Source organism: Polaromonas sp., from assembly GCF_018780625.1.
Classification (GTDB): domain Bacteria; phylum Pseudomonadota; class Gammaproteobacteria; order Burkholderiales; family Burkholderiaceae_C; genus Polaromonas.
Genome location: NZ_JADMJK010000012.1, coordinates 1 through 2,834, shown reverse-complemented (window position 1 = coordinate 2,834; position 2,834 = coordinate 1). Strand labels below are relative to the sequence as shown.

Annotated in this window: 2 protein-coding genes; both read left to right on the top strand. The window is 65.2% G+C overall.

Features of this window, described 5'->3' with window-relative positions:
* The first annotated feature begins 23 nt into the window (after positions 1-23).
* Entirely contained in the window at positions 24-815 is a 792-nt protein-coding gene (locus IV091_RS01130; RefSeq protein WP_293464141.1) for a sulfite exporter TauE/SafE family protein, read from the top strand.
* Positions 816-857: 42 nt separating this feature from the next.
* Complete coding sequence (locus tag IV091_RS01125; protein WP_293464140.1) at positions 858-2,678, top strand: nitrite/sulfite reductase; 1,821 nt, start codon at positions 858-860, stop codon at positions 2,676-2,678.
* Positions 2,679-2,834 lie beyond the last annotated feature (156 nt).

Below are 2,834 nucleotides of genomic sequence, written 5' to 3'. Positions count from 1 at the left end.
AGCGACGCTACATTTTCTCCCCTATGCATGAATTTGCCTTTATCTTTGCCGGATTTGCTGTGGGCCTTGTGGTGGGCCTGACGGGCGTGGGTGGCGGCTCGCTGATGACGCCGATCCTGATTTTTGTCTTTGGCATCAAGCCGCACCTGGCCATTGGCACCGATTTGCTGTTTGCCGCTTTCACCAAAATGGGCGGCACCGTGAGCCTGGCGCGCGCCCGCATCGTGGACTGGCGCATTGTGGGCCAGATGGCGGCGGGCAGCCTGCCGGCTTCGCTGGCCACGCTGTATATGCTGCACCTCGTCGGCCCGGCCAACCCGGCAACCCAGACCGTGATGACCACCACGCTGGGCCTGGCGCTGCTGCTGACGGCCGGCGCCACCCTCTACAAGGTGCTGCGCGGCAAGGCGGTGCCGCTGGCGATTGCCCCCGAACTGCTCAGCCAGGCCACGCGCCCGCAGCACTGGGCGCTGCCGGTGCTGTTTGGCGCCGTGATCGGCACGCTGGTCACCATCACGTCAGTGGGCGCCGGCGCCATCGGCGTGATTGTGCTGATGCTGCTGTACCCCGCCCTGCCGCTGCCGCGCATTGTGGCGGCTGACATTGCGCACGCCGTGCCGCTGACGCTGGTGGCCGGCCTGGGTCATGCCTCCATTGGCTCGGTCGACTGGCCTTTGCTGCTCAAGCTGCTGGCCGGCTCGCTGCCCGGCATCTGGCTGGGCACGCAGCTGATGCGCAAAACGCCAGACCGCGTCATCCGTTCGCTGCTGTCTGCGCTGCTGGCCTATGCCGGCGTCAAGCTGATCTCGATCTAGACCGCCCCCCTTTTTTCCTTCAGACTCTTTACTGCCACTTCCATGTACCAATACACCGAATTTGACCGCCAATTTGTCAAGGCCAGAGCCCACCAGTACCGTGACCAGCTGACGCGCTGGCAGGCTGGCCAGTTGCCTGAAGATGAATTCAGGCCGCTGCGCCTGCAAAACGGCTGGTATGTGCAGCGCTATGCGCCCATGCTGCGCGTGGCGGTGCCGTATGGCGAACTCTCAAGCGCCCAGTTGCGCGTGCTGGCCACCATTGCCCGCGACTACGACCAGCCCAACGCCGCATTGTTTGAAGGCGCGCAAGCGGCCCAGGACAAGCTGGGCGCCATTCCCCTGAAAAGCGGTGCGTCCGTCAACTCCCGGCTGACCAGCGGCTACGCCCACTTCACAACGCGCCAGAACATCCAGTACAACTGGATTCCGCTGGACAAGTCGGCCGACGTGATGGACCTGCTGGCCAGCGTCGACATGCACGGCATCCAGACCAGCGGCAACTGCATCCGCAACATCACCAGCGACGAGCGCGCCGGCATTGCCGTGGACGAGGTGGGTGACCCGCGCCCCTACGCGGAAATCATGCGCCAGTGGAGCACGCTGCACCCCGAGTTCGCGTTTTTGCCGCGCAAGTTCAAGATCGCCATCACCGGCGCAAGGGAAGACCGCGCCGCCACCGCCTGGCACGACGTGGGCCTGCACCTGATCCGGAACGAAGACGGCGCGCTGGGCTTCAAGGTGCTGGTGGGCGGCGGCATGGGCCGCACCCCGGTGCTGGCCACCACCATTCGCGAATTTTTGCCCGCCATGCAGATCCTGAATTACCTGGAAGCCGTGGTGCGGGCCTACAACCGCTTTGGCCGCCGCGACAACATCTACAAGGCGCGCATCAAGATTCTGGTCAAAGCCGAAGGCCAGAACTTCATCGACCAGGTGGAAGCCGAGTACCAGGACATCGTGGAACTCGACGGCGCACCGCACACCATCACCCAGGCCGAACTCGACCGCGTGTCTGCCTCGTTTGTGGCGCCCGCGCTGACCTGCAACCGCAGCGACGCCGAAACCAAGATCGCCAACGTGCTGCGCGCCGCCGCCGAGGACGACGTGGAGTTCTCGCGCTGGCTGCAGCAAAACGTGGCGCCGCACCAGAACCCCGACCTGCGCATCGTCACCCTGTCGTTCAAGCGCCTGGGCCAGGCGCCCGGCGACGCCACGGCGCAGCAACTCGGCGTGGCCGCTGATCTGGCCGACCAGTTCAGCGCTGGTGAAGCGCGCGTCACGCACGACCAGAACCTGGTGCTGCCGTGGGTGCGCTGCGACCAGCTGCCCGACCTCTGGAAAGCCGCCCGCAAGGCCGGCTTTGCCCGCCCCAACATTCGCCTGCTGACCGACATGATCGCCTGCCCCGGCGGCGATTTCTGCTCGCTGGCCAACGCCCGTTCGCTGCCCCTGACCGACGCCATTTCCCAGCGCTACCAGGACCTGGACGAGTTGCACGACCTGGGCGAGATTGACCTGCACATCAGCGGCTGCATCAACTCCTGCGGCCACCACCACAGCGGCCACATCGGCATTCTGGGCGTCGACAAGGACGGCAAGGAGTGGTACCAGATCACGCTGGGCGGCTCCGACGGCTCGGCGCTGTCAGGCGCGCCCGCCACCGGCAAAGTCGTTGGCCCGTCGTTTTCAGCCGCCGAAGTGCCCGAGGTGATTGAAGCCATTCTGGACGCCTACCGCGACCTGCGCCTGGACATTGGCGACAAGCACGAGACCTTCATTGCCACGCTGCGCCGGGTGGGTGCAGACCCCTTCAAGGCCGCCGCCAACGCTGTGCGCGTGGGCGCCGCCCAAGCCGTTTAAAGCCACCAAATACCATGAAAATAATAGCATCTCACGCCCAGCCTACGAGCGCCACAGGCCAAAATATCATTGAACTGGCGAACGACGCCGACCCGCGCGACCTGGCGCTGGCCGGGGTGGACCGCATCGACCTGAACTTTCCCAAGTTCTCCGACG

Bases quoted from the DNA above. Each gene is read 5' to 3' on its own strand.
- IV091_RS01130 (WP_293464141.1), top strand. From the start codon at position 24: ATGCATGAATTTGCCTTTATCTTTGCCGGATTTGCTGTGGGCCTTGTG.
- IV091_RS01125 (WP_293464140.1), top strand. From the start codon at position 858: ATGTACCAATACACCGAATTTGACCGCCAATTTGTCAAGGCCAGAGCC.